Origin of the sequence: Bartonella koehlerae C-29 (assembly GCF_000706625.1) — a bacterium.
In the GTDB taxonomy this organism is placed as follows: Bacteria; Pseudomonadota; Alphaproteobacteria; order Rhizobiales; family Rhizobiaceae; genus Bartonella; species Bartonella koehlerae.
Window position 1 is genome coordinate 38,035 of the sequence record NZ_KL407334.1, and the last position, 26,181, is coordinate 64,215.

25 protein-coding genes, 1 tRNA gene, 1 other RNA gene and 1 pseudogene are annotated in these 26,181 nt (G+C 39.3%); 15 read left to right on the forward strand and 13 right to left on the reverse strand.

The genetic code is table 11. The features are described 5' to 3' along the window. Nucleotides 1-1,607 precede the first annotated feature (1,607 nt). Together O9A_RS00190 and O9A_RS07860 are read right to left on the reverse strand one after the other, a co-directional pair. Entirely contained in the window at nt 1,608-2,171 is a 564-nt protein-coding gene (locus tag O9A_RS00190; protein WP_034457640.1) for a disulfide bond formation protein B, read from the reverse strand. Nucleotides 2,172-2,181: 10 nt separating this feature from the next. Next, complete coding sequence (locus O9A_RS07860; protein ID WP_034457642.1) at nt 2,182-2,334, reverse strand: DUF5993 family protein; 153 nt, start codon at nt 2,332-2,334, stop codon at nt 2,182-2,184. A gap of 923 nt (nt 2,335-3,257) precedes the next feature. On the opposite strand from O9A_RS07860, the gene O9A_RS00200 reads away from it, so the two are divergent. Continuing rightward, the gene (locus tag O9A_RS00200) at nt 3,258-3,629 is read left to right on the forward strand and encodes a helix-turn-helix domain-containing protein (protein WP_034460129.1); all 372 of its coding nucleotides are present in this window, start codon (nt 3,258-3,260) and stop codon (nt 3,627-3,629) included. 1,107 nt (nt 3,630-4,736) lie between these two features. On the opposite strand, the gene O9A_RS00205 is transcribed toward O9A_RS00200, so the two are convergent. Then, nucleotides 4,737-5,081, reverse strand: a complete 345-nt coding sequence (locus O9A_RS00205; protein WP_051665502.1) for a hypothetical protein — start codon at nt 5,079-5,081, stop codon at nt 4,737-4,739. A 1,036-nt stretch (nt 5,082-6,117) separates the two neighbouring features. On the opposite strand from O9A_RS00205, the gene O9A_RS00210 reads away from it, so the two are divergent. Together O9A_RS00210 and O9A_RS00215 are read left to right on the forward strand one after the other, a co-directional pair. After that, nucleotides 6,118-6,291, forward strand: a complete 174-nt coding sequence (locus tag O9A_RS00210; RefSeq protein ID WP_245262459.1) for a type II toxin-antitoxin system RelB/DinJ family antitoxin — start codon at nt 6,118-6,120, stop codon at nt 6,289-6,291. A 60-nt stretch (nt 6,292-6,351) separates the two neighbouring features. Further along, on the forward strand, nt 6,352-6,552 hold the full coding sequence (locus O9A_RS00215) for a type II toxin-antitoxin system mRNA interferase toxin, RelE/StbE family (RefSeq protein WP_034457647.1): 201 nt from the start codon (nt 6,352-6,354) through the stop codon (nt 6,550-6,552). A 398-nt stretch (nt 6,553-6,950) separates the two neighbouring features. Here the strand turns inward: O9A_RS00215 and O9A_RS00220 are convergent, their stop codons facing one another. The 3 genes and pseudogenes from O9A_RS00220 to O9A_RS07865 all read right to left on the reverse strand — a co-directional run bounded on the left by O9A_RS00220 (nt 6,951) and on the right by O9A_RS07865 (nt 7,890). Then, a complete protein-coding gene (locus O9A_RS00220) occupies nt 6,951-7,238 on the reverse strand; it encodes a HigA family addiction module antitoxin (protein ID WP_034457649.1) in 288 nt (95 codons plus the stop codon). A 3-nt stretch (nt 7,239-7,241) separates the two neighbouring features. Next, nucleotides 7,242-7,319, reverse strand: a pseudogene (locus tag O9A_RS08590) (hypothetical protein); the annotation flags it as partial. Between the two features lie 430 nt (nt 7,320-7,749). Beyond that, a complete protein-coding gene (locus tag O9A_RS07865; RefSeq protein ID WP_154656352.1) occupies nt 7,750-7,890 on the reverse strand; it encodes a hypothetical protein in 141 nt (46 codons plus the stop codon). Between the two features lie 659 nt (nt 7,891-8,549). Here O9A_RS07865 and purE point away from each other — a divergent pair. The 8 genes from purE (at nt 8,550) to O9A_RS00255 (ending at nt 14,723) form a co-directional block, all read left to right on the forward strand. Beyond that, on the forward strand, nt 8,550-9,044 hold the full coding sequence (gene purE, locus O9A_RS00225) for a 5-(carboxyamino)imidazole ribonucleotide mutase (protein ID WP_034457651.1): 495 nt from the start codon (nt 8,550-8,552) through the stop codon (nt 9,042-9,044). Nucleotide 9,045: 1 nt separating this feature from the next. Beyond that, nucleotides 9,046-10,242, forward strand: a complete 1,197-nt coding sequence (locus O9A_RS00230; RefSeq protein WP_034457653.1) for a 5-(carboxyamino)imidazole ribonucleotide synthase — start codon at nt 9,046-9,048, stop codon at nt 10,240-10,242. A 992-nt stretch (nt 10,243-11,234) separates the two neighbouring features. After that, entirely contained in the window at nt 11,235-11,360 is a 126-nt protein-coding gene (gene ykgO / locus O9A_RS00235; RefSeq protein WP_011181208.1) for a type B 50S ribosomal protein L36, read from the forward strand. Nucleotides 11,361-11,471: 111 nt separating this feature from the next. Continuing rightward, a complete protein-coding gene (locus tag O9A_RS00240; protein WP_034457655.1) occupies nt 11,472-12,269 on the forward strand; it encodes a tetratricopeptide repeat protein in 798 nt (265 codons plus the stop codon). Between the two features lie 179 nt (nt 12,270-12,448). Next, nucleotides 12,449-12,589 (forward strand): hypothetical protein, encoded by a 141-nt coding sequence (locus O9A_RS08145; RefSeq protein ID WP_245262460.1) that lies wholly within the window; start codon nt 12,449-12,451, stop codon nt 12,587-12,589. Between the two features lie 238 nt (nt 12,590-12,827). Continuing rightward, nucleotides 12,828-12,989, forward strand: a non-coding RNA gene (gene ssrS, locus O9A_RS07505) — 6S RNA. A 285-nt stretch (nt 12,990-13,274) separates the two neighbouring features. Beyond that, nucleotides 13,275-13,883 (forward strand): 5-formyltetrahydrofolate cyclo-ligase, encoded by a 609-nt coding sequence (locus O9A_RS00250; RefSeq protein WP_034457659.1) that lies wholly within the window; start codon nt 13,275-13,277, stop codon nt 13,881-13,883. Between the two features lie 18 nt (nt 13,884-13,901). Continuing rightward, nucleotides 13,902-14,723 (forward strand): TIGR00282 family metallophosphoesterase, encoded by an 822-nt coding sequence (locus tag O9A_RS00255; protein WP_034460131.1) that lies wholly within the window; start codon nt 13,902-13,904, stop codon nt 14,721-14,723. A gap of 322 nt (nt 14,724-15,045) precedes the next feature. Here O9A_RS00255 and murA read toward each other — a convergent pair whose 3' ends face one another. Both murA and O9A_RS08070 read right to left on the reverse strand, forming a co-directional pair. After that, complete coding sequence (murA, locus tag O9A_RS00260; RefSeq protein WP_034457661.1) at nt 15,046-16,341, reverse strand: UDP-N-acetylglucosamine 1-carboxyvinyltransferase; 1,296 nt, start codon at nt 16,339-16,341, stop codon at nt 15,046-15,048. A 151-nt stretch (nt 16,342-16,492) separates the two neighbouring features. Further along, nucleotides 16,493-16,645: a hypothetical protein gene (locus O9A_RS08070; protein WP_195890906.1), complete on the reverse strand. Its 153-nt coding sequence runs from the start codon at nt 16,643-16,645 to the stop codon at nt 16,493-16,495. 169 nt (nt 16,646-16,814) lie between these two features. Here O9A_RS08070 and O9A_RS00270 point away from each other — a divergent pair. Next, a tRNA-Thr gene (locus tag O9A_RS00270) sits at nt 16,815-16,889 on the forward strand. Between the two features lie 85 nt (nt 16,890-16,974). On the opposite strand, the gene O9A_RS00275 is transcribed toward O9A_RS00270, so the two are convergent. From O9A_RS00275 to O9A_RS00290, 4 genes are all read right to left on the reverse strand, one after another. After that, on the reverse strand, nt 16,975-17,718 hold the full coding sequence (locus O9A_RS00275) for a lambda exonuclease family protein (protein WP_034460134.1): 744 nt from the start codon (nt 17,716-17,718) through the stop codon (nt 16,975-16,977). 770 nt (nt 17,719-18,488) lie between these two features. After that, the gene (locus O9A_RS00280; protein ID WP_034457665.1) at nt 18,489-18,686 is read right to left on the reverse strand and encodes a hypothetical protein; all 198 of its coding nucleotides are present in this window, start codon (nt 18,684-18,686) and stop codon (nt 18,489-18,491) included. 5 nt (nt 18,687-18,691) lie between these two features. Continuing rightward, on the reverse strand, nt 18,692-19,081 hold the full coding sequence (locus tag O9A_RS00285; RefSeq protein ID WP_034457667.1) for a hypothetical protein: 390 nt from the start codon (nt 19,079-19,081) through the stop codon (nt 18,692-18,694). A 311-nt stretch (nt 19,082-19,392) separates the two neighbouring features. Beyond that, the gene (locus O9A_RS00290; RefSeq protein WP_034457669.1) at nt 19,393-19,710 is read right to left on the reverse strand and encodes a hypothetical protein; all 318 of its coding nucleotides are present in this window, start codon (nt 19,708-19,710) and stop codon (nt 19,393-19,395) included. Nucleotides 19,711-20,167: 457 nt separating this feature from the next. Here O9A_RS00290 and O9A_RS00295 point away from each other — a divergent pair, with 457 nt between their 5' ends. Then, complete coding sequence (locus O9A_RS00295) at nt 20,168-21,184, forward strand: YdaU family protein (protein ID WP_034457671.1); 1,017 nt, start codon at nt 20,168-20,170, stop codon at nt 21,182-21,184. Nucleotides 21,185-21,443: 259 nt separating this feature from the next. On the opposite strand, the gene O9A_RS00300 is transcribed toward O9A_RS00295, so the two are convergent. Further along, the gene (locus O9A_RS00300) at nt 21,444-21,845 is read right to left on the reverse strand and encodes a hypothetical protein (protein WP_034457673.1); all 402 of its coding nucleotides are present in this window, start codon (nt 21,843-21,845) and stop codon (nt 21,444-21,446) included. Here O9A_RS00300 and O9A_RS00305 point away from each other — a divergent pair. Then, nucleotides 21,844-24,234: a bifunctional DNA primase/helicase gene (locus tag O9A_RS00305; protein ID WP_034457675.1), complete on the forward strand. Its 2,391-nt coding sequence runs from the start codon at nt 21,844-21,846 to the stop codon at nt 24,232-24,234. The genes O9A_RS00300 and O9A_RS00305 overlap by 2 nt on opposite strands. A gap of 333 nt (nt 24,235-24,567) precedes the next feature. Continuing rightward, nucleotides 24,568-25,146, forward strand: a complete 579-nt coding sequence (locus tag O9A_RS00310) for a hypothetical protein (protein ID WP_034457677.1) — start codon at nt 24,568-24,570, stop codon at nt 25,144-25,146. Nucleotides 25,147-26,181 lie beyond the last annotated feature (1,035 nt).

Consider the following 26,181-nt stretch of genomic DNA (forward strand, 5'->3'; position numbering starts at 1 on the left):
TTTTAAGTTTATCGATCAGAGAACGCACTTAATAGAAGCTATAGTATATTGATATTTTCTCTTTAAAAGCCAGTATTTTCACAATAAAAATGCACACTATCCCCCGCATTAAAGTAATGCAACACATCGATTTATAATGATAAATCATCGTTTTGCTTATTGAATAAGATCCCTGAATATCGTAAGGTTCTCTCATCTCAAATCCTTTTATAATCAATCGATTAAAATCACTTACTTGCATGTCATAAGCGGGGCTGGCGTGTGAATAAAAACTCTTCAAGAAAAGAGGTAAAAATACTCCACCATCTCAATGCAAGGACAATCGCAACATTTTGAGCTGACAAAGAGTTATGACAAAACTATCTTCCAATTTCATAAGCGTAAAAACGATAGTGAACAATGGCTTTTACAGTACCTCCTTCACAAACGCCTTCGTGAAATAGGCTTAGGAGCCTTGAAAAATGTTTCTTTAAAACAAGCGCGTGAATTGGCAACACAATAGCATTTTATTCTTCGTGAGGAGCATACCCCCATTATACAATGCATAAACTTTTGCTATTTTAAAAGAAATAATTATATAGACTCTATAACCCCGTTTATGATGACATATTATCCAACTAAGAACTTTAAGAGTCTTCAAAAAAAAACAAGACGAATATCATCTTTGTTTTACCCTATTCTTAATCTTTATCTCACCCCTTAACATCTGCTCTGTCTTCCGTGGGGCATAACATCCATAGCCTTATCTCCAACTGCTTTATCACGATGCACAGCTTGTTTTGATAGAGCGCCCCTGTAAAATTATAGTGGAAGTGAAGAACAAAGGATAAGGTTAAAAGCATACTTGAACACTTTTCGCAAGTGCACTCCTACCCCCAAGCACCGCAATTTCTCATTCATTTACCATTTATTGCATTTTTATTCAAAACAATCGTGGCTGCTTTAATCAATGACGCATGGAGAATTGCGTTATTTTACATCCATAATTTCAATCTACACTTCCTGCTTTATGCCTGGCAAAAACTTCACCATCCTTAACAGTCGCAAAGCTATGCATGTGGATGATTATGCCACATTGCATAAATAGAAAAATCCTTTTGCCAATGCGTAACGCACATGATTATTTAAACAATCATCCCCCTCCTCAACATTGTTTAAGCATGCTTTGCACTCATAAAACCCTCAAAATGCGGACCCTTATTTAACAGGGAAAATCCGTATGTATATCTGATCGCTACAGAGAAAAAATCTGCCTCACGACAAAACCGACAATCATTTATAACACGAAAAACAATCCACCGACAAATAGACACGCTCCACTAAAAGCTTTTGGTAACCAACCATTCCTGTTTGACGCAAAAAATTCTTAAAATTAATCAAATAAGCTGATAAATTATTGAGCCCACTTCAATCAAACGCACCCAATCAACCGCCTTTGCAAAAGCAAAGCAGTCTTGCCAGAAGATCAAAAACTGGAGAGCTTTGCTCTCAAAAGCTTTTGCAAAAAAGAAGCGGCACAGTTAAAAATGCCGCCTTTTTAGTTATAACATTCAAGATATACAGATAGAAAATTTATTGAAAAACCTCTTTAATGAAGAGGAAAAAAACTAATAGGATAACAGCTCATATCTTACGGGATCATCGGCACACTGCCCAACTCCACATTCAAGCACAGTAGAAACCAAGTTTGCTGCAATTAAAAACACAAAGAGAGCACTTGCCATTTTACTGAGTAAAGGGAAAGGAGCAAATACTTTGAATTTGTACGACAGTTCACTTAAAATCATGAGGAAAGCAACTGCAAAAATACAGAGCACAGCAATAATAAATGCCCAAGTATAAAAATGCAGTCCAAAGAACGTTGAACCATATCCAAGATCATCTGGTGTGATATGTAAAAATACCTGACGTGCAGCAACAATACTGGTTACCATACAACCAAGAATAACCATACCATAATGGGTATTTTTAACCTTATAATGGATATTGAGAAGGAAGCCACATCCTGCCAGCATCAACCCCACGCGCTGAAGAAGACAAAGAGGGCATGGTAATTCAAACTTCACCAGTTGATAATAGAAAGCCACCAACAGGACAGCAGAAAGCCCTAATAATCCTAATGTGTTCATAAATATGATAAAATGATGATTTTTTTGTTGAACATTTTCCATGGTTATTATCTCAAAAAGACAGATTTAAAGTAGAAGTTGCATGATGATTAAAAGTGAGAAGAATAACAACCAAGAGAATTGCCCATAAGGCGTAACTTATGTTTTTTTTGCCATACACAGTCGTTATTGCTGTACTTAAAGCGAGTAAAAACGGAACAAACATCTAAAGTCTCCTTTCTTATGTAACGTGCAACATATCGCACAATTGTGCTAAAAAATGGAGATAATATATTAATTATTCACAATTCATTACAAGTTATTACAATTCACAATTATATTGTGTTCTCTATATGATTATAGACAAGGACAATGAAACAGAGAGACTGCTAAAAGTGAATTTCAAAACAAAGCATCTCAGCATGTGCTGGCTTTTTCATGAAGCAAAAGAACGTATTCAGCCTAACCATAGAAGAATCATCTGAACGACAAAAATCATCATTCACTAAATATTGAGATTTTCATATCTTTCTTTTCACAACATACTCTTTCTTATTTTTGCAACAAAATTCTCCTTCTCGCCAACTAAGCGGTGGTTTAAATTGTAATACAATGTGCCAATTTTCTGCCCTTTTAGCAAATAAAAAATGCTGAGAATTTCTAAAGGTCTCACAAAAAGGTGGGTTTATGCCTCTAAAATCTCTCAGAGGAAAAGAATTAGAATGAATCTCCAAGAAAAATGAGGAATGCATTAGGAGAAAAACGATTTGCGTCAAGAAAGAAGGAGATGTTTTACCCACGTAACCTTAACAGCTGTTCAATTTTCACCCTCCACTTCTCACCCTCTGCCTCTCATCTCTCATTAAAAAATTGTACGTTCAAAAAAGCTATCTTAATTTTTATTGTAAATCCCCTGAAATTACTTTACGATTTTAAAAATGTTTGGTCGAATACGCAACAACCAACAGAGAACTGAAAGCCCGAAACCCTAGCGTAAAAATGAACCCACTCTGTGGATGTCTCGGGATTCCGGGATTTTTTGCTATATCCAGGTACTTCTCAGCACTAAAAGCAAAAAAACTGACTCGAACTCAGTATTTTGACTCCCAGAATACTAATGCGAGAGCACTCGCAACCGGCTGGGATCAAATGCAAACTAGCAATCTTCATCAAGAAAAAAATCCTCATAACGACATTTTTGTTGGCAAAAAAATTCGCTTTAGAAGAAAAATGCTGAAAATGTCTCAAAAAACATTAGCTGATCACTTTAAGGTAAGCCATCAACAAATTCAAAAATATAAAACAGGATTAAATCGTGTGAGCGCAGAGCGTTTAAAGGAAATTGCTAATATATTGAATATTCCTATTGCCTTTTTTTATACGGATCTCTTAACACAACAAGAGCACTCCACCCAGCATGATGAAATCGCCTCAAACAGAGAGGAATACTTCCTTTTTAAAAATTTTAGAGAACTCAAACCTAAAAAACAGAAGGCAATTTTACAATTGATTTCTGATTAAAATAAAATCACTTTTCCTTCATTAACCTTTCACAGAATCATTATAATGGCGGATTAAAAACTGTAAAAACATCACCAAGAGTGAAAAATTTTACTTAAGCCGCGTCAATTTCTTAACAAGTACCCGAAGTACATTTACATTTTGTGAATAACACACCTTACTATCTTATTAGCATATATGATCGTCAAATAGCCGCTAATAGAACGGTCTTGCGTATTCATCACGAGGATTTTTTTTAAGCACTTAGTATTGCTCCAGAGCTTAAATATGAACGTGAAAGAGACCCCAATATTCCCGCGTGTCAGGCTATTCAGGCTATTATTTCTCAACGTACGGTGCATCTTGCTGTCGATCAACTAAATTTTTAAAATATAGTTATTTTTAATTTTTTAGTTACTAATGCTGATGTTCAGGGCAAAAATTTTTCCCTCCTTTATAGACAAAAAAACAAAGTTTTCTCCTGCATATGATTTATTAATATAGCTATTTATCCAGATTTATCTCAGAAAATGGCTATAAAAATAGGAGGAGAGTATATGCCGAAAATACATATTTACGTCATTTTATAAAATGGTTGCTAATACAAAAGAATCTTAATTATCTTTGGAAAAGCAAATAAAAAGAATGATTGTTTCAATTAATGATAAGGCAATAAAATTAAAAAAAGAACTTAAGATGCAAGATTTGAATTCTGAAGTTTTTAGTGCAATTATGAATATTATTCAAAAACGTTCTCAACATTTAAAATTTTAAGCTTTTCTCTTTCCACTTTATGTCATGATAGACAATTCAATCATGAAAAATTGTTTGTTTTTAGCTTACTTTAGCTTAAAAGAAGCTTCGCTAAAAGCTATTAAAAAGAGCTAAGAGACAAAAAAGTCCCTTTCTGACTTTTTTCACCCAAAAGAAGAGCTCTTACTTGACCACTTTGACACCATATTACCTGTTATCGTAGCTGATATATCTAGGACATATCCAGAAAACGCACCAACCAATCTGCTTTTCCAAGACTAAACTGCTAAAACAAGGGCGTTTCTTTGCAAGAAAGTGAATCTCGTACAACAAGATACACTTTCTTCATCAAGAGTCGTTCTCTCTTTACTACTTTTAATTAATAGAGCATAACATCCATTTTTGGCCACTATATTCCTTCGGGTCAAGATCCATACAACCATTCCTCATTCCCATAGCCCTAAGAATTGCATGGTACTTCTTTTGAATTTTAAATTTGTCATTGTTATATGTAAAGAGATTCTTTCTTTCAGGAACAATGATTTCTTGAAGAATCTTTTTCTCTCTGTCTCCAAAACCATTTTTTGTTACAAGTTGCCCGACTATCGCATCACTCTTAGTTCCCCAGCTATTTCCCACCGGCAGAGCATTAGCCGTTACCGGAGATAATACTGAAGAAAAGATAGAAAACAAAGCTGCAGTTAAAACAATACGTTTCATGAGATAAATTCCCTTATTAATAATTAAATTTATAAATGATTTCTGCTATGAAATAAAGCAGTGCACATTTTGTGTTATAAACATTTTTGTTATTTTTTTGTTATACACATTTTGGTTATAATTGTCAACTTTATATTCTGCTTATACCTTTCAGCCTCTCACCGTCCCCTTATTACACCTCTTCTGCTTATATTCCATTTATCATTGTCGATTTGTAAGATACGGCATCTCGTTTAACTAGCTATAACTACCAGTCAGTCTGATTTCGTCATCATTTCAATGAAGGAACAGCAATAAAATGTTTTGGTCATCATTGATGATTATTAAAGAAATTCATTGAAACATAAAAGCTGTACGCCGTTCTATCACTCACGCTGTTTTATTTATTCAGTCTAAAGTTGTTGCCAAATCTAGAGCTTCTCACTTTGTCTCATCTCAGTTTAGAAAAAATCACCAAATTGATACCTTTGAAACTGAAATCAACGAATGTGATGCATTCTCAGCGATTTTTGCAGCTGGAGATTTTCATTGTGACCTCAATATAAAGGAAATCAATGACCTCAACGCTGTAATGAGTAATTTTGAAGCATTCGCTGCAGAAGTTATTAAAAAAACTGAGAGATAAGCAGACAAAGAAAGAAATAACGTCATGCGTTAACACTTAAGAACACTCTTTCTATGCTTTGTTGAATCAAGATTGCATAGAAAGACTGAACAATGGACATACAGAAAAAACTATTAAACCAAAATCAAAAAATGAAACAATTCTTTAGTTTCAATCAGAACTAAATCAATTTTTGAAAAATTTAAAAACGTCAAAATTTTCAAATAAATTTACTTAACAAAACTAAAGAGACAAAGGCATTCTTAAAAAACCTCATTTTTGTAGCTCAATTAAGCCATATGATAAAAAGGTCATCAAAGGAGGTTTACTATAGAATATAGCAATGGCTTCAAAAGATGTTGTATGAATACGCATAGACAAAAATTAAAAAAAGAAGCACATGAAAAAATATAAAATGCTCTAGAACTTACAGTGTCTGATTTTAGAGGGATTGCTCTCACTAAAGTTGTTAGTGAAAAAGAATTGCCGTTTGAAATGCATATTCCTAATACAGAAACGCTTAAAACTTTTGAAAAAACGAACAAAGGTGAAGATATTTTTTACGCACAAGATATGAAAGACTTGTTTAAACAAATCGATATTTAATTATGCGTTCAGTTAGCTATTCTGGTAAGTTTAAAAAGAGCGAAAAAATGCGGAGAAGATATGTATAAATTAACAGAGGTTATGCAACTTCTGATCAATAAGAAGAAATTACCAGGCATCTTAAAAGATTATGCTTTGCAAGGGAACTGGAAAGCATGTTGTGATCTTCATAAAGAACCAGATTGGTTGTTAATTGATAGTGTGAATGATAAACATGTTCATTGTGATAGAACAGGAACACGTTCTGATTTATTTAAATGAATTTAATCTAATCCCTGTAAAATAAACATTGATTCATTAACGATGATAATTGTGTGTGTTTTAAGCTTGCTTTCTCTTGTATAGGTTGATCACTACAGCGCTATATGACGGCGCGTTCCCTTCCCTATACATCGCTTTACTTGTAAAATGACAGGCTTTCCGTCTCTCAAACTTTCTGACCTTTCATCAAAATTATGACATCATAACCTGCGTTTTTTGAGGAAACTAATAAACCTTGGTTTTAAGGTCAAAGAAACCCTTACAGGGCACCTTATAACGTCATTGACTCCATAATCAAACAACTTATTTTGTCCTTCACACACGAATCCAAAATCATGATTATCAGTGGGAGCTAATAATGGCACCTTAAGAAAGGATTATAATATGGTATAAAGATACTAGCGTAAACGCGTAGAAAGTGGATCTATCTTAGGTTGTTTACGTTTTAAAGCTTTCGATAAATCATAATTTGTTTGCATAATTAGCCAAGCACGTGCTGTACTTACACCAGCCATTTCAAGCCGAATAGAGAGATTAGTACTAATAGCGGCTTTTCCATTTAAAACTCTAGAAAATGCGAAACGCGACATACCAAGACGTGTAACCGCTTCATTAACAAACAAACCAAATTCTTTAATCACATCTTCACGCAATAATTCACCGAGATGTAGAGGATTTTTTCTTATTGTTTAGCAATCTTTTTTAGTGATAATTATGCCATCAAAGCAGAACATTATGCGACAATTTCCATTTACAGTAATTGACCAATAACCCTTGAGATCACCCTTTAGCGAATGGAGACGAAAAGATAGATAATTTAAATCATTTTATTATATAACGACTTCAATAGCAGAGAGAATACGCTTGAGTTTTTCAGCATGTGCAGCTGTAATCTCTTCGATAGTACCAATTTATAGAAGGCTTTAAATCTTTTATGTTTAAAGCTTATAATCATGATTTATCGTATATTGATACAAGAAAAATATTCATTTTTAATCTAAAATATCATAAATCCTAATAATAAAATCGCATCTTTCTATGCTACGTCTTTTTTCTATTTAAAAGCAGTCGCTCCCCGTGCCCGTTATTTACGCTGCTGTAGCGACAATATCTACAATGTTAGTGCCATTAATAAACCTCAAACGTTGTATGAGCAAATTCTATACTTGTTAATTTTGCATTCCCATATATTTTCTCTTAAACCTTTACATAACCAGAAAGTTTAGCATTATCATAAACAGAGTCATAGATTCTTGCGTAGCCACTCACTGTAGCATTACCATCAACACTAACCTCTCCGATAAACCATAGCATTCTCCCCAACCCAACAATCACCATAATGTTCTAAATTTTCTACCTTATGTATAAAATAAATTGGAAAACACAGATTAATTTAACTTAACGTATAGGTATTTTTCTAAACCTCTTCTGTTAATCTCAGTTGTTTTTTGCCATTCTATTTCCTTTTATTTTGAACAATTAACGTTTTCAAAAATTAAGGTTTAACTCTATTGATAAAGAAAAAAGTTAAAAATATTCAAAAGTAAAGCTCTTTCAGTATTGTTTTTTCGATCTAATACATGAAGTGTCAACGAGAAGCTTGCCAATAAAAACAAAATTGCGATGAATAAAATAGCAAATTTTACAAGTTGTTTAGCAATTATCTTGGCGTTTTTTCATTCAGCCAAATCACGCAAAATAAAACACTGCACAACGAGCAGAGCATTCGCAATCCATTTATCTTTAAATATCCAAGCTCATAGAAGTAATTCATAGCTTTATAAACGAGCTGTTTTCAATATTTTACAGGTCCTCATATTTACCATGAATCCCCCTTATTGTTTACTGTATCTTACATTCTATAGCCCACCTTAAAAAGGAAAGTGAAATTGAAAAAAACTGTTGTTCTGTCATCAATTAACTTTGCAAAAGCCTGTAAGGCTCTTAAAGAGTAAGGAGAGAGAATCGCCTTGAACGTTTGAAAAGGATGTAGAACGATGAAAAAATCATGCGACGTAGCGATTTTAATGGGCAGCCAATCGGATTGGCAAACGATGTGCCATAGTTCAGATATTTTAACCTGTCTTGGTATTTCTCATATTGCACATATTATCTCAGCCCACCGAACTCCTGAACGACTTTACCAATTTGCGAAAGAAGCAAAAGCGGTAGGTTTTAAAGTTTTGATTGCTGGAGCTGGCGGTGCAGCGCATCTTCCTGGTATGCTAGCGGCACTCACTCCCCTTCCTGTTTTTGGAGTTCCAGTGCACTCACAATCTCTATCTGGTCAAGATTCTTTACTTTCAATTGTGCAAATGCCGGCAGGAATACCGGTTGGAACGTTAGCAATTGGAAAAGCAGGAGCTATTAACGCAGCTCTTTTAGCGGCAGCAGTGATGGCAGTTTATGATGATCATTTAGCACAACGGTTAGACGATTGGCGTCAGAAACAAACAGCTAGTGTTGCGCAAACGCCTACAATTGAGGTTTAAAATGACGGACTCTTTTAACATTCTGTTCTCATCCAGCACATCCTCCTCACTCAGCACGTTCGCTTCACCCAATACATTCCCCTCATCCAACGTATCTTCTTCATCCAATATTCTCCCTTCGAGAAGCGTGATCGGTTTAATAGGTGGAGGACAGTTGGCGCGCATGTTAGCCATAGCAGCAGCAGAACTAGGATTTCGAACGGTTGTTTTTTGCCCTGAAACGGATTGCCCAGCGTCACAAACAACAAACGACCATATTGTTTCACCCTATGATGATTACTCAGCCTTAGATCATTTTATATCTCTGTGTGATGTTATAACCTATGAGTTTGAAAATCTTTCCCTTCAAATGGTTCAATATGTAGAGAAAAGCAAGCCAGTTTATCCCTCTTCGAAGGCATTAGAGCTTACGCAAGATCGGCTTTTTGAGAAGCAATTTCTGCAAAAGCAAGGCATCAAAACGACATCATGGTATGCTGTTGATGATATGTCTTCTCTGCTTTCGGGACTTTCCCAGTTAGGCGGTCGTGGTCTTTTGAAGACACGACGTTTTGGTTATGATGGAAAAAATCAGATGATGCTCAATCATCCCAGTGAAGAAGCCCTAGAGAAAGCATTTATGACTTTTAAGGAACAGGCATTGATTTTGGAAGAAATTGTTCCTTTTTTATCGGAAATTTCGGTTCTTTCGGCACGCACGAAACAAGGAGAACATATTTTTTATGATTGCCCTGAAAATCAGCATCAAAACGGCATTCTTTACAAATCATTTGTTCCATCACGTATTCCGTTTTCGGTACAGAAGGCAGCACAAGAAATAAGTGCAACGGTTATGGATTCCTTAAAGTATGTAGGTATTCTTTGTATTGAATTTTTTGTCTTAATGGATGGAAGCCTTTTAGTGAATGAATTGGCGCCTCGTGTTCATAACTCTGGTCACTGGACGCAAAAGGCGTGCGTAACTTCACAATTTGAACAGCATATCCGTGCCATTTGCGGTCTTCCTTTAGGGAGCACATACCGACATAGCAATTGCGAGATGATCAATCTTCTTGGCAGCAATCTGCAAGATTTCAAATATTATCTCACACAAGAGCATACATCAGTCCACTTATATGGCAAAAGCTCTTTGCAGCCGACGCGCAAAATGGGGCATGTCATCCAATTAACGGGACCAGTTACTAAATCCAAACAGTAACCCCAAACAGTAGCCTATGTGAGAAAGAATATATTTCATTACACTGTTTGAACACAGGACAACAATTTTCAGGACTCTTCATACGCTTACTCTTGGTGTGCAAGGGAAGACGCAAAACAGCAGTATAGCTTTCCAACGGCACCTTCGAGCATTACCCTTAAAAGTTTTCTGTCAAAACACCTCATCAGATACAGCACTCCCAATATCACTCCACTATCTTCTCAAGAATAACACCCCAAAATCTTTCGTTCAGAGCATATTTCTCAGAACATCCCCCTAAAACAACTCTCACGCCTCCCCTGAAATATCTTCGAAAGCCTTACTCATCACCTTTAGCAATACATAACCGATCACCGCGACTTAATTGCAAAGTGCAAACGAACAAATCGTCAGCCATAGCTTTTTCCAAACGTAACACTGCTTAATCCTGAGAAAAATCTGACAAAAGCACGCACTCTTTCTCAAAGCAAACCAAGACTTTAAGGAGCATCATTCTGGACAAGACGTTAATCTCCCCTGTTACGCCAGCCTCCACAACACCCGTACAGCCCTCACGCTTCCCCAATGCTCCCAGCGCAAATTTTCCTCAGGAAATCTTTTCCAAAAACCTCTCTCACACCTCATCAGCCTACTTTTTGGTGGGCAAATTGCTCCTTATCCCAAGCTCTTTCAACATCCTGCACGGCTGAGAAGTTATAGGGAATTTGTAAGGGAAGATTACTTGACAAGAATAAGACTTCTTGTTAGAAATAAGGTAGATTTTTTTGTAATTTTCACTTATTCGTTGTGCTGATGAAGTGTTTTAATGCGTGCTATATTAAAGGTGCGTTTTTCTTTTGTGATTACAATGAAAAAGTGCATAACAAGATGTTATGACGCAATCACAGTCTTAGATACAGTGTTGTCTCTTACAGCGTGTGGCTATGAGAATGCGATTAGAGGCTTGAAGTTATGACATTGCGTTAGAGAAATATCTATCAACGGTGAGTATGATGAAAATTAAAAATTCGCTTAAAGCACTTAGGGAACGCCACCGTAACAATCGTTTGGTGCGTCGCAAAGGTCGTGTTTATATCCTCAACAAAACGAATCCACGTTTTAGAGCGCGTCAAGGCTGATGGTTTTTGTGCCTGCTTTTTTGCAGGCATTAAACCTTTTTGGTCTTTTGGAAATTTGTTTTTGCATCGCCAATCGGTTGGTTGGTCCCTCATTTTTGAAGATTTGTTTTTATGAAGTTTTTTATTTTTTTAAAAACTTTACAATTACGCAGCTTTTGTATTTTTCAACAAATTTTTTTGCTTTTTTTTACGGTTTTTTTTATTATTTTTGTAAGCAATCTTTGTTTTATTTCTCGCGGATACGGGCAAAATCCTCCTTCACTTCCTGAGGAATCTCCTTCTCCACAATTGCTTTTGCCCTTAGATGATCTGATCCCCAACGATTCTGCCTCAACACCAACTGAGCCTGATTCTGATTCGGCAGCAACCATTCTTGAAAATTTTGACGCCGCCCACCAGTCCCATACCCAGAGAGCTGAACAACAAAAAGAAGTAGAAGTTTTACGCTTACTCAAAGAATTGAAATTTTGTGCTGATGTTGAAAAAGCAAGAAAGATCAGTCGGCAACTTCAGCGTTTATGGTCACAATCGGGCAGTGAGACAATTGATCTTTTGATGTTATGGGCAGAAAATGCTATTAATGCTGACAATTATGGTCTTGCTCTTGATTATATTGACAATGCTCTTGCACTTTCACCGACTTACGCTGAAGGTTGGGTAAGGCGCGCTTGGGTGCATATTCAACTGAGTGATTTTAAACTTGCCATGCTTGACCTGCATCATGCTCTAAAACTCGAACCGCGCAATTATATAGCATTTTTTGAGCTTGGAATTACTATGGAAGCAACGGAACGTCCAAAGCTTGCACTCAAAGCTTATGAAACAGCACTAAAATATTATCCGCAAATGCAAAAACTACAAAAGCGCATTGAAGAGCTTTTAAACAAGCAATCACCGCAAGCTCTTTAAATTTACCCCTGAAAACTAGTGATTACATCCTTGTGCTTTTACCAACTTATACTGAAAACTGAAGCGGAGGTGCTTGTGCATATTCAACTGAGTGATTTTAAACTTGCCATGCTTGACCTGCATCATGCTCTAAAACTCGAACCGCGCTAATTATAGAGCATTTGAGCTTGGAGGTTACTATGGAAGCAACACAACCACCAAAGTTTGCATTCAAAGCCTATGAAAGAGCACTGGAATATTACCCACAAATGCAAAAGCTAAAAAAGCACTTTAATGTGCTTTTAGACGAGCAATCACCGCAAGTTCACTTACTCCCTTAAGAGTGGAATGCTCTTCTCCTTCTTTTTTCATTTTGAGCGAAAGTTTTCATATTCTATAAATAATATGTTTTTAACCAAGGATCATAATATAGATGAGGTTTTTATCAAACCATTTTGAATATTCACTATTTGATTTTCATTTTGAGAATAATAATGGCAAAGAAAGTACAAGAAAAGAATTGCATGCAAAATCATTTTCTCTCTAGCTGAAGACTTCAAACTGTCTTATAATAAGAACGGTGTTCTACGCTTCGCGACAGGAAATAATGTATTCCTGAGACCTTAGTGATTTCCAAGGGAGCTGTCCCTGATTAAGCTCGTGGGCTTTTTCATATGGCGCCCACCTATTTTTGTAGGTTCCCGGGGATCAACTTTTTCCATCGGTTGTTGTGGATCACCACTTTTGCACAAATGCAACAAGATGGTATTGTCCTTTGGAGCTTCTTTGCATTAAAATCGTGGGCTTTTTCATATGGCACCCACCTATTTTTGTAGGTTCCCAGGGATCAACTTTTTTCATCGGTTGTTGTGAATCATCACTTTTTGCACAAATGTAGCAAAATGGTATCGTCCTTTTTGGCGGGGGGAAAATCATTTTGATCTTTTTAAGAGATTTATGAGAGCTAGCTTTAGAATAGCTTATTTTATTACACCTTTTCGCCATTTATGAAATAATTGAGAAATAATGACCCAAGACACAAAAACCGCGCAATCTGTCTCATCGATTCGCTCACAGTTACGCAAGAGCGGCTTATCCAAACGCGATGCACTCTCAGCACAAGAGCGGGATGTTTTTTCGCAGCAAGCTTGTTCTCACCTGATGCATCTCCTTGAACAAAGGGGGGAAGATTTTTCACGTATGATTCTAGCGGGTTATTGGCCAATCAAATCAGAAATCGATCCACGTCCTTTATTCGATTGCATAAGAGCGCGTGGTGGAAGTTTAGCATTACCGGCAGTGCTTGATTCCACTACCATGGTTTTTCGTACATTTTCACAAAACACGGTTTTAAAGCCTATGCGCTTTGTCACATTGGGTCCTGGTGCAGAAAATGCAGTTGTTGTTCCAAGCCTTATTCTCGTCCCCCTTTCAGCGTTTGATAGTCAATGTCACCGTCTTGGCTATGGAGGAGGCTACTATGATCGTGCTATTGAAAGTCTTCAAAAACAAGGGCATCAAATTACTTTATTGGGTTTAGGCTTTTCGTGCCAGGAAGTTATTTCCATTCCTCATGCAGAACATGATCTGATAGTAGAGGGCGTTTTTACAGAAAAGGGTTTCTTAAAACGCTAAAGTATGATTAAAACGCTCATGCGTTTTTTATTTTTAGGTGACATTGTTGGAGAAACGGGTTGTAGCGCTGTTTTTGCAAAGCTTCCAGGGCTTATTAAAAAATGGCAGCTTGATTTTGTTGTGGTGAACGGTGAAAACGCCTCTGGTGGTTTTGGGATCACGCAAGAGACTTATCAAGATCTTTTAATGGCAGGTGTTGATGTTGTAACCACAGGAAACCATGCTTTTGCACGCAGAGAAATAATGCGCTATATACATGAGAATGATCGTTTTTTACGTCCAGCCAATTTTTCTAATGAAACTCCAGGAAAAGGTTCAGGTGTTTTTACGGCAAAGAACGGAGCGCGTGTTCTTGTAGCAAATTTTTTGGGACGTGTTTTTATGCCGTGTAAAGTTGATGATCCGTTTGAAATGGCTGAAAAGATTCTTCTTGCCTGTTCTTTGAGAGAGCAAGCAGATGCGATTATTTTTGACTTTCACGCAGAAACGACGAGTGAGAAGCAATGTTTTGGTCATTTTCTTGATGGTCGTGCCAGCGTTATTGTAGGTACTCACACGCACACTCCAACAGCTGACGCGCAAATTTTAGAAGGCGGCACTGCTTATTTATCGGATGCGGGGATGTGCGGAGACTACAATTCATCTCTTGGAATGGATAAGGAAGAACCTTTACACCGTTTTCTTTATAAGAAGAAGCAAGATCGTTATGAGCCAGCGCGAGGTCCTGCAACACTTTGCGGTTTAGCGGTTGAGATTTCAGAGAAAACAGGTTTAGCAGCAAAGGTCTCACCGGTACGGATTGGTCCCCATTTAAAGCCTGAGAGTCCAGATTTTTGGTAACCCCCTTTGCCCACTTCGGGGATTTGGGGAGGAGAAAGCTTCTTCTACGGTGATTCCTTAGTTCATTCTTTGAGGGGTTTTCTTTTCAAGTTTTTCTCCCTTGAATACCATTTTTCAAGGTGAAAATCTGACAGATGACCATCCTCCACGATAATTTTTTTAAAGAGCTGCCTCATCTTCGATGGAAAACCTTTCTGGAGCGACGTTTCTTAGGGCACCCCTCTTCGAAAGAAAGTGCTTAATAAAAGGAAGGAGAGAGCTTGAAGAAACTACACTAAGACAGGGATAAACCCCGAAGGGAGTGAAAAGAGTAAAAAGGAAATTATACTGTTATGCGTTGAATGGTAGCCCCACAACGTGCTAATTTTTCTTCCAACCTCTCAAACCCGCGATCAAGATGATACACACGATTGACGGTAGTTTTTCCTTTTGCAGCAAGCGCGGCGATAACAAGAGAGACAGAGGCACGCAAATCGGTTGCCATTACTGGTGCACCTTGTAGGCTCTCTGTTCCAGAGATAGTTGCTGTCCGACCATCGAGCTTTATTTTCGCGCCCAAACGAGAGAGTTCCTGCACATGCATGAAGCGATTTTCGAAAATTGTTTCGGTAATATGAGAGGTTCCTTGAGCACGTGTCATCAGAGCCATGAATTGGGCTTGGAGATCTGTTGGGAAAGCAGGATAAGGACCTGTTTTAATATCGACGGGCATTATTTTTGTTTGCCGTGGATTTCTTTTAAGGTGAATTTCTTGAGGTTTAATTTCGATATCGAGGCCAGTTTTTTGGAGGATCTTAAGCACCTGTGTAAGATGGTGAGAGTTAGCATTTTTGAGCACCACATCGCCCCCTGTCATAGCAACAGCCATTGCATAAGTTCCAGCTTCGATTCGATCAGGGATGACAGAGATTCTTGTTCCCTTAAGTTTTTCAACACCCTCGATGATAAGAGTTTTTGTTTCTTCACCGGTTATTTTTGCTCCCATTGCATTAAGGGCTTGAACAAGATTTGTCACCTCAGGTTCACAAGCAGCATTTTCGAGGACGGTTGTTCCATTTGCGGTTGCTGCAGCCATGATCATAACGTGCGTTCCACCGACAGTGACTTTAGGAAAACGATAGTGAGCACCTTTTAATTCTTTTGGGACCTTAGCATGAACATATCCATTTTCGATAGTAATACGAGCGCCTAAAGCTTTGAGTCCCTCGAGGATAAAATCAACAGGCCTTGTTCCGATAGCACACCCTCCTGGCAGTGAAACATAGGCCTCTCGGCATCGTGCGAGCAATGGCCCGATCACCCAAAAGCTTGCACGCATTTTTCGAACGAGATCGTATGGTGCATATGTTGTGGTTATTTTTTGTGCGGTAAAATGAATTGTTCTTGAATGAATACAATCGGTATGGTTTTTTTGCCCATCGACGGCATATCCGACACCATGATTATTGAGGATACGGATTAACAGCTCGATATCAGCGAGATGGGGGATATTGTCTAAAGAAAGGGTCTCTTCGGTGAGCAAAGCAGCAATCATAAGAGGCAATGCAGCATTTTTTGCCCCTGAGATAGGAATAGTACCTTTCAGTTTTTTCCCCCCAACAATTTCAATAGAATCCATAGTACTTTCCTTCTTTTGCTTTGCATTCCCCCTTCGAAAGCTTTTGCTTCCTTAGGAATTTATTGTTCGTGATGGTTTTAGAACGAATCCCAAACTTTAGAACGAATCATGAAGAAATTTGGTTGCAAAGAAGCCGTAAAAGGCATTCTTTTTAGGGTTCTGTTTGCGCCCTTTTTCGACTTTGCTCTTTTCGACGTTTTAAGTTTTGGCGCAATTGTTGCGCCAATCTTTCCTGACGTTGTTTTTGTTTTTGTTCTTGATGATTCATTTTCTCTTGCTTTTGGTTTTGATACATTTGTGTCATTGCACAGCCTTTTGAGGAGTCTTGAGCATTTTTAAGCAATCCATTACTATTTATATAAAGAAAGAAAATACGTCATGACACAAGACGTATTTTCTTTCAAGAATGCATAAATGCTCTCTTGCCTATTTTATGACAATATGGCACAAGGCAGCGCAGGAATTGAAAAAGTGCTGCGGTAGCTCAGTGGTAGAGCACTCCCTTGGTAAGGGAGAGGCCGAGAGTTCAATCCTCTCTCGCAGCACCATTGTTTAGCGGTTTTCTTGCGCGCAATCTAGTAACACTCTTGTAAACTTTTGTTTCGGTATTTTCTGTGGGTTTTTAGTACTGCGCTAATCCGCCTCTTTTCTTTCCCTTCCTATACTTTGTTTTGCCTTTTCTGCCCCGGAGAGACCTCTCCTCTCACACGCCTGCCGGCTTATACTCTCCTCTGAATCATTTTGGCTTCTCACGCTTTCTGCTGTTTTGGCACCCTGAATTTGTTGCACCATAATTTCCAAAGCCTCATTAAAATGGTTAATCTCACTTTCCAGTTTGCGAATATAGGCTTCGTCACGATAAGCGCGTTTAATCAAAGGCGGCATATCAGGCCAATAGAGCATCAAATCGATCCATTCGCGTTGGGCGATCCATAATCCTCCCTGACATTGCGCTTTATGCTCTGCGGGAAAACTTTTTTGCGTAAAATGCGGGATCAAGATTTCAGGTTTTTTTGTTTTAATTTCCAAGAGTCCATTTGTTCCAATAAAAGCATCGGGAGAAAACCCTTTCATGCGATCATCAGCCAGAACAAAACCAACAGACTGAGGCTCAGTATGCGTGAGTGTAGCATAAAGCTCGCGTGCAATTGGTTCCAATTCTGTACCGCGGCGCATGGAAAGCGTTGTTGCCTCTTCGACGACTTTTCCGGTGATTCTTTCTCCCGCGAGTTTTCTCATAACAGCATGATATTTTGAGGTTTTTTGCCCCTGTTTTTTTTGTGCCATCACCATTTCAAACAAAGACGCCGTAATCAAGCCATTGCGCACCTGATGCCATTGCTCTGTTCCTTGAATACAATCGATAATAATTGGCATATTATTCTCCCCTGATTTTTGAAGCATCTTTACTCTTTAAAAAGACTTGAAGAAGTCTTTTTTATAAAGCAGCACCTCTTTCGAAACCCATCCGCTATTTCCAATATTTTTGAAACATTGTGCGATATGATCCCCCTGCAAACATGGGCCCGCATCCCCACGGATGCACTGCACCTCTCCCCAGCATAAACACTTTCCCCTTAGCTGCCCCACCTAGACGCTCCCCCCCAGAAAAACTAATAACTTCTCTGTTCTGCTATAAAAGCCCCAAGAATCTTCGATCCAAAAAACTTTCAGTCCAAAGAAACTTCAGTCTGAAGGGCTTTCTCCCTTGTCACTAACCTCGCAATCTCTGCCTCCTCCATCAAACACAATACAGCTTTTCCCAAAACACCTCAGACATAAAGCATTTTGAGTATTTTTCATGCTTATCTTAAAGAGCTATCGATCAAATCACAGAGGATTTCTAAGTCTACGTCCTTACTTCATTGACTCAACATGATCCCTCCTCAATAAAGTCTACATTTCCCCATGGACGCTCTGCACCTCTCCCCAACATACACCCCCGTAGCCGCCCCACCTAAACACTCTCTCAGAAAAACCAAGTAACTTCTCTGTTCTGTTATAAAAGCTCCAAGAATCTTCGATCCGCAGAATCTCCACCCTAAAGAACTTTTAATCTGAAGGACTTAAGGACTTTTAGCTAGCCACATCTTCAATCTGAAGAATTCTAATGGCTTTTTTTCCTGAGCTTCTATGACAAAAGATTTTCAATCATGCTGTTGCACAACGAAAAAATCATTTCGTAGATATTTCTCTGCCAATTTTTTTGCCATACACTCTGCAGCCTTTTGCGATATGAAAACAACAGCATTGTGTTTTTGTGGTTCGAGTCTGATTTTATTTTGGGCATTTCCCGCGTAATAAAGTGGAAATCCCTGATAAAAAGTCTTCAGATAACGTGCCATGATCTTTACCACCAGTAATCGTTCAAGACGTCACATGGGCGCAAACGATGCTGTTTCTCGTAAGAACCATAGAGATTATCTTCATACTCGCACGCGACTTTTTCATCTAAATAAGCATGATAGGCATCACTATTGAGAATGAATGGCTGAAATTGGGTATTCTGTTCGTCAATTTCATAATTAAGGACGTATGCATCAGCGATTTGCTCACTCACATCATCGGCATGTAGTGTTGTAAGATCAAGACGTAAGATTCTTTGAACGGTTTCTTTCTCTTCAATAAATTCGAGCACTTCTTCGACTTGTTCGATCGGTCCTTCAATAACATCACAACTTTCATCTTCACAGAGAAGTATGATAATTTCGTCCTCTTTAACGAATGGAATATTTTTCATGATTTCCCCCCTTTGTAAGTTAAAACCAAAGCTTTATCTTGACATAGTCAAATATAGCGTTAGTCTTATCTCCTCTATGGGAGAGATGTCAAATTATTTTATCCTTAATAAAAGATATATTTTTAGTCTATACGACGTTCCAAACGGCATGTGTGAATAAAAACTTGCCTTATTTTGTTCACCTCATAGCCTTGTATTGTTCTCTATTTGTTCTTACTCAACGCAACCACAAACAGACAGGAGAGCTAAAATGAGTGATTTAGAACTGATAAGGTATTGGCGTACTCTTGATTTAAAAACACAGAAAGAACTTATTTTGATGCTTCGTCGGATGGCCGCCGCAAAAGAGTCAAAATTGCCTGCCTCTCCTGAGGAGAAAGCTTTGAAATAAGATCAAGGAACTCTTTATCTTCAGGACTAGCGCCCTGTCCATAGAGAATATAATTCATACTGATATTAATTTCATGACAAATGCGCGCTAAAGATTGAATTGTTGGTTCTTTTCCTTCAATGAGGATAGAATGAAGATATCCCGCACCTTTACCGGCTGCGAGGGAGATAGATCTTTTAGACCGACCACTTTTTTCAAGTGCTGCCGCGAGTCTTTGACGCCAACCATTAATATACATAGTTTCACCATATAGCGCGTCTTTTAAAAAAAACACGTCCTTTTTTATAAAACAGACTTGCATTATCCTCCAAAAAGGATAAAATTAAGGAAACAAATTTTACTTTTTTAGGGGGGTAAGAGCTCATTTTCGGGTCAAAAGAACACTTTCCCACCCCAAAGGATGCGAAAAGGCGCCCCCCGAAAGGCCGTGCGTCTCTCAAGTTTTGTACTGTTTACCCTTTGTCATCTATACAATCTCAAACTGTAAGCATGCACCCGAACATGCACAACGAGCTGTCAGAGTGTACGAAAGCCTTTCAAGAGCACGTTCTCTAACAGAACAACCGCAACAAACCTGTAACACATTGCACTAAAGCGTAAAAACTTTAATCGCACACCAACAACTGCACAAGAACATTGTTTTGGTTTTGTTGTGAAAAAAAAAACATAAAAAAAAGAAGAAAGTGGATTGAAGTATGCAACACGCCAATCAACAAGAAACTCCATATTATGAATCGTGTACGCTTCCCTATGTTTGTTGGTATCAGAATGATTTTCTAGGAGGTGTTCGTGGAATGCGGGCACACGAAATTGGGATTTATACGATTCTCCTTAACGAAATGTACGCACGTGGTCGTCCTCTAGAGTTATCGGTAGAACGTTTAGCGCGTCTTTGCGGTTGTGACAAGCGAACTTTTGTAAATGTTTTAGAAATGCTTGTACGAGAGGGAAAGATTTTAAATTTAGCGAATGGTTTATGGAATAAGCGGTGCGAAAATGTATTTTATGAGCGAGCGAAATTGCTTGAACAAAAATCCTTTGCGGGTCGTTCTTCGGCAAAAAAACGCAAGGAAATCAATGCTAAGATTCAACGACTGCTCAACGAGAGAGCAAGAGATAATGAACGTAACTCAGAATCTCAGAAGGGAGAAGAAAAGGAAACACCTCACGGTGTTTCAGAAAAGCCATTTTTTTTGATGCAAGCAGGAGAAGAGAAAAGGTATGAGACAGCATGCACAGACCTATGTTCTGGATGCACATCCACACAGGCTTGTACCCTTACGACACCTCCAGAACAAGAGAACAGCAAGCACTTTGCTGATTCTAGCGGAGAGCAAGCAAGTTTCTCCGGCTCTATCGGCAAAGCCACAAGCCGGCCAATACTCCCCAAAGGACAACGTCTTCCGAGCGATTGGCAAGCAGACATCGGTGCAGCGATTTCAGAAGGTTTGAGTGAAGAGCAAGCGCGTTGGCAAGAAAAGAAATTTCGTGATTACTGGCATGCAAAAAGCGGCAAAGAGGCGCTGAAAGTAGATTGGCAAGCCACATGGCGCAACTGGTTTCGCCGCGAGATTGAACGAATAAAAGAACATCAAGAAAGGCTTGCCATTTTTTCTTCTCATGCATCCCCAGCACCACCTCGGAGCGACAATAATGCCCTTTACCGCAGTCTCATCAACTACCACACGAATGAACATGAACACGATTGTTGAAATCAAACAAAAGCTTATCTCTCAAACGAACACAAGAGCAAAATCAACGGGATCGCAGTGTGAAACAATCTTGTTTGGCTGGCAAGCTCTTTACCCTGCAGGCTACGCACCTAACTCAACAGACCACACACCACTCTTCACACATCACGCCCCTACTTCTATAAACCACGTATCCTCTTCGATGCACCATGCCTCCAACACAAACAGCAACACCCAAAGTCTTCCTGCTACACTGACAAACGAGGAAAACTCTAACCATTCACAGGCAAACATCAAGAACCCCAAAAGCTTGCAAGAAAATACACAAAATGCCTCCTCCCCCACAAACCACACATCCACCTCCACACACCAAAACACCTACCCTAAAAGACCACACATTTCCCTCAATAAACCGAGTTCTTGCCTCAATGGTTTCATCAGGTTTGAGCGAAAAAAAACGCGTTGGCAAAAATGTCGTAATTACTGGCATGCAAAAAGCGGCAAAGAAGTACTGACTGTAGATTGGCAAATCCCATAGCGCAACGAGTTTCAAAGTAAGATTGAACGGATAAAAAATCATCAAGAAAGACTTGCTATTTTTTCTTCTCATACATCCCCAGCACCGCCTTGGAGCAACAACGATACCCTCTAGCATCTCATCAACGATCATAGGAATGAACATGAGTACCATTGTTGAAATCAAACAAAAGCTTATCTCTCAAACAAGCGCAATAGCAGAAATGCTCCTTCCACAGGGGCGAAGACGTGGCAACGATTGGGTTGTCGGCAACACAAGAGGAGAAGCGGGTCAAAGTTTATCGGTCTGCTTGAGCGGCAGTAAAGCCGGTCTCTGGTATGACTTTGCAGAAGGCAGAGGCGGTGATCTTTTAGACCTTTGGTGTGCAGTCAAAGGGATTAGCCTCTCTCAAGCCTTAGAGGAAGCACGTGCCATCCTCAATCTGACGCGCCACAAACCCTTTATAGCACCGCATCGTTCCTATCGGCGTCCACCAGTTCCTAAAGGAGGCATACCCCAAAATTTGGTGAAGACGTACTTAAACAGAGAACGCAGTATTCCCCTTGAGATTTTAAAACGTTACCGCATAGGAGAAGAGGGTGAAAAAATCATTTTCCCCTTTTATAAGCCTGATGGCACCCTTGCTTTGGTAAAAGAACGATTGGCACAAGCGGGAGCAAAAGCAAAACCAACAGCAGCACAATGTGAAGCAATCTTGTTTGGCTGGCAAGCTCTTTACCCCATGGACCACACGCCTACCTCCACAAACCATGTACCCTCTTCCATGAACCATGCCACCAACACAAACAGCAACACCCAAAGCCTTCCTGCCACACCAACAAACGAGGAAAACTCTAACCCTTCACAGGCAAACATCAAAAAACCCACAAACTTGCAGACAAATACGAAAAACGCATCCTCTCTCACAGATCGCATAGTTTTCTCTACGCACCATTCATCTCCTTCCACGCATCACATACCTACCCCAACAGACCACACACCACTCTTCACACATCATGCCCCTACCTCTATAAACCACGTACCCTCTTCCATGCACCATGCCGCCAACACAAACAGCAACACCCAAAGCCTTCCTGCCACACCAACAAACGAGGAAAACTCTAACCCTTCACAGGCAAACATCAAAAAACCCACAAGCTTGCAGACAAATACGAAAAACGCATCCTCTCTTACAGATCGCACAGTGTGCTCCACGCACCACGCATCTACCCCAACAGATCAGGTCTTTTGCTTCACGAACCGTACACTTGTCATCACTGAAGGAGAAATTGATGCCCTCTCGCTAGCTGCCTATGGCTATCCAGCAGTTTCAGTTCCATTTGGAGGAGGCAGCGGAGGTAAACATAACTGGATTGAAAATGAATTTGATCATTTAGAATCTTTTGAAACCATTTTTTTAGCCACCGATATGGATAAGCCTGGCGAAGAAGCAGCATATGAGATTGCCAACAGACTTGGTCGTCACCGCTGCTACCGTGTACAACTCCCCCGCAAGGATGCCAATGACTGTTTAATCGCTGGTATTGATGCAGCCACCATAAAAGCTGCTTTTTCATCAGCAAAAAGCTTTGCACCAGAAGGCTTACGACGCGCCTCAAACTATAAAGATCAAGTTATCGGTCTGTTTTGGCCAGAACCTAAACAGCATCTTGGCTATACGGTTCCCTATCCTAAACTCAACGGCAAGCTATATTTTCGCCCAGCAGAATTAACGCTATGGAGTGGCGCCAGTGGTGCTGGAAAAAGCCAACTGTTATCAGACTGTATTCCCCATTGGATTTCGCAAAATAGTCGTCTTTGCTTAGCCTCTCTAGAGATGAAAGGAGCACAATCCTTGCGCCGTTTAACGAAACAAACCGGAGGTTTAGAACAACCAACAAGAGAGATGATTGAACGAATTTTACAGTTTTTAGATAACGGACTTATTCTCTATGAGCATGTTGGCAAATCGAGCGTTGACACATTGCTGGATGTTTTTGACTATTGCCGTGCGCGCTATGGCTGCGATCAATTTGTCATAGACAGTCTCATGCGGCTAGGCATTGCCTCAGATGATTATACTGGTCAAGAACAAGCAGTTTATAAAATGGTTGATTGGGCTGTTTTAAACAATGTACACATTCATCTTGTTGCCCATGCACGCAAAGGCAGTTTGGATAAGGATATTCCAGGCACTGAAGACATTAAAGGTGCCTCAGAGATTGGTGCCAATGCTTTTAATATCATCACCATCTGGCGCAATCGATCCTTAGAAGACAAAATTTTTGCTGCCTCTCTCGAGCAAGAAAAAGCAGATTTAGAGAAACGTCCAGGCGTGATTATGAATATCGCCAAACAACGTTCTGGTGATTTTGAAGGCAAAATAGGTCTTTGGTTTGACCCGCACACTTATCGCTATCGCTGTTCTTCTGAACGCCCTTTAACCCTACGTCGTTATCTGGAACACCCAATCCAAAACACTAACCTCTCTAAGTACCAACCCCATGAAACACCAAAACACTTTGTCACTTCATCAGCAAATCTCCCTTCATAGGCAACACTAAGGACACTTCCAACAATACAGATCAACCCCCACTCACCCAAGAACCAAAGCCAGCTAAAACCAAAATGCTTTGCTCCCATAAAAGCAAAGACAGCACTCACAATGCACCAACCAATTCAAAAACAACAAACCACGCAACACCAATGCACCCCGTACTCTCTCATGAGTATAGACCAATGGCACTCGCAACAATGAAGGCAACTCAGACTTTTCAAAGATTCCCTCTTTGCAGAAGAGCACGCACAAAAACTTTCTCTCGACAAGCTTATATTGAGCGGCATTCAATTTCTTTAAACCAAAACTTACAATTTTCGAGGAGATAACATGAACCATCAAAATAAAAGAAAAAACACTCCACCAACTTTTTACCCTTTCCACTGTGGTGAAGCACAACCACATCTTGGCCATTTAAAGACGCAAGAAGTGGCCATTGAAACAAGCAATCCTTATTTTCAATCAACACATCCAGAAAGCTCTAGCAACCCACGCACCATCAAAGCCATTATCAATGCCCGAAGCCGTCCCATTGCGCTTTTATACGGGAAAGGGCATATCAGCAAAGCACAATATAGAGCAGCAGAACGTTTCTATATTTATTGGCGCCAAAGTCAGGCAGATCTGCATATGAGCCCTGATTATACACGTCAAAAGGTTGCGTGCAGTCAGAGTTACACACACCCCATTGAACTACAAATAGAGGCATCCAATCATTTACAAAAGGTCAAAGTTCTTCTTGGTGTTCTTGGTTATTCTCTTGTAGAAAAAGTTGTTGGTTACGGTCAAACGATCAAAGACTTAACCTCTTCAAAACGCAAACAAAACTCCCTTGCTGATCATTTGCGAGATTGTTTAGAGCTCCTGGCATGCCATTGGGGATATACAAGCCGTAAACACTCTAAATAAGCTCTGCGCCTCTCTTTTCCACCCCCTCTCTAAGCCTCTTTCTCTCCATTTTTCTCCACGCCATTCTCTACACACTTCCCCCTTTCGCTTATCATCCCCCACCTTCTCGCCCACCGGCAACCAACCCATGAGTAGCTAAACATCCCAAGTTCTTCACCAGCAACCACCCCATCTTTCTCCATCCATTCACTTGCTCTCCAGCCTCTTCTCCTCCATCTATTCACCCTACTCACCAGTCCCTTTTCCGCTACCAGCACCTCAGCTCATTCTTTACATCATACTGATAAGAATATATGTCATGTGCAATACTTCTATTTTCCGTTTTATCGTTTTTACGTTTTATCGTTTTTACGTTTTTACGTTTTTAAAGAAATAAGACAAATAGATTTCTGATAAAAAACTCCAATAAAAATACCATGGCAACATATGCGAAAAACCCTTGAATGGAATACAAAACTTTTAAAATTTTCTCCCCTACTCCCCCATCCTTCTCTCATTCTTTAACTTTGCTTGTCCAGCCTCTTCTCTTCTACGGCAATCAGCCCACGAACAACTAACCACTAAAAACTACCTCACCAGCCACCAATATCTCCCAGACAACCGTCAAGTATCTAACGACCAGGAAATATACACCTCTAGCGCCTCTACACTTTTCCACTGCCGCACATCACCATCCCCCGCACCCACCACGTCTCTAACCACCATAGAGTTTCAACAAAGCGCACTCCCACAGAAATAAAAACCGAATGACAAAAAACAAAAAGCACTTATGCTGAACCAACGCAATCATTTTTTACCAGAGCAAATCACACACAAAACCGTTCAGCTTAACACCAAAAGTAAGGTTTCCATTTTAATTGCAAAGTTTATTTGAAGTATTGCTCCATAGAACTATTTGCCCTCTCCATGACTGAACAAATACTTCCTCCATTACTAAAGAAACCAAACTGATTGAAGTATTTTCCATTGAGATTTGCACATTTAAATCTTTCATTTTTTCTGTGAAAGTATTCTCTGTAACAAATGATACATAAT